Source organism: Glycomyces dulcitolivorans, assembly GCF_003265355.1.
GTDB lineage: Bacteria > Actinomycetota > Actinomycetes > Mycobacteriales > Micromonosporaceae > Glycomyces > Glycomyces dulcitolivorans.
Genome location: NZ_QFRW01000125.1, coordinates 1 through 1,332, shown reverse-complemented (window position 1 = coordinate 1,332; position 1,332 = coordinate 1). Strand labels below are relative to the sequence as shown.

The 1,332-nt window shown below is 77.1% G+C and carries 1 protein-coding gene; it reads left to right on the top strand.

The window, feature by feature from the left end; all coding sequences use genetic code 11:
• A partial coding sequence (locus tag DI269_RS27080) for a hypothetical protein (protein ID WP_157974952.1) occupies window positions 1-1,332 on the top strand: 1,332 nt, incomplete at both ends.

Sequence of the window (1,332 nt, the reverse complement as noted above, 5' to 3'; positions counted from 1 at the left end):
GGCCGCGGCCGCCGCCCGCACCGCCGCGTCCCAGCTCGACGCCTGGCACGTCGAATCCGCCCAGCGCACCGCCGAGGCCGCGCTCCGCACCGCCCCCGACCACGCCGGGCTCCGCGACACCGCCGGACGCGCGGCCCTCCTCAACGGCGACTACCCCGCCGCCCGCGTCCACTTCGAACACCTCACCGCCGCCGGCGACGCCCGGCGCCGGTGCATCGCGCACCTCCACCTCGCCGAGGTCGACTGGCACCAGGGCCGCATCCGCGACCAGTGGCGCTCCCTCGAAGCCGCCGAAGCCCTCGCCGCGCCCGGCAGCGTCGAGCAGGCCCGCTGCGCCACCGGCCGCGCCATGGCCTACGTCCGCAGCGCCGACTACGCGCCCATCCCCGCGCTCTGCGACGCGACCGAGCCCCTCTACGAGCGCCACGGCCTCCACACGCAGCGCCGCTCCGCCGCCATCAGCCGCGCCACCGCCCTCTACTACCTCGGCGACACCGAGGCCGCCGTCCGCCTCCTCACCCGGATCTGGGGCGACGCCGAAGCCGACGGCGACCTGCGCAAACTCGGCCGCGCCGTCAACAACCTCCTCGCCTGCCACCTCGCCGACCTGCCCGAACCCCAGGCGTGGCGGCTCTTCGACCGCGCCGTCGCCGCCGTCGGCGACCTCGGCATGGCCTCCTGGGGCGGCAAGATCACCCGCGTCGGCGGCGACGCCGCGATCGCCTTCGGCGACCTCGACCGCGCCTGGGACCTCCTCAGCGCCCGCGCCCGCGTCGAATCCGACCCGCACGAGCGGGCCGTCCTCGCCGCCAAGGCCGGACTCCTCGCCGTCGAACGCGGCGACCTCGACGCGGCCGAACCCCTGTGCCGCGAAAGCCTCGACCTCGTCGCCGCCATGGACCAGGGCTGGGTCGTCACCTACCCCCACTGGCTCGCGGCCGCCATCGCCGCCCGCCGCGGCGACCGCGCCGAACTCGACACCGCCGTCCGCGCCTACCGCGACGCCGTCCCCGCCGAACTGCACCGCCTCCGCGAACCGCGCGTCATCGAAGTCGCCCGCCTCGCCCTCGACCACGGCACCGAACCCGCGGCCGTCAAGCGGTTCCTCACCGACTGCCTCGGCACCGTCCCCGCCCCCGGCTCAAGCCCGTACGCCGATCTCATGTGGATGGAGTCCCGGATCCGCCAGGGCGACTGGGCCGGCGCCCTCGCCCTCCACGACGGCGCCGCCGCCGTCTCGCAGGCCTACCAGCGCAGCACCGCCCGTTCCCTTGCCGCCGAGGCGCACCGGCGCCTCGGCGACCGCGACGCGGCCCTGGCCCGCGCCGCCGA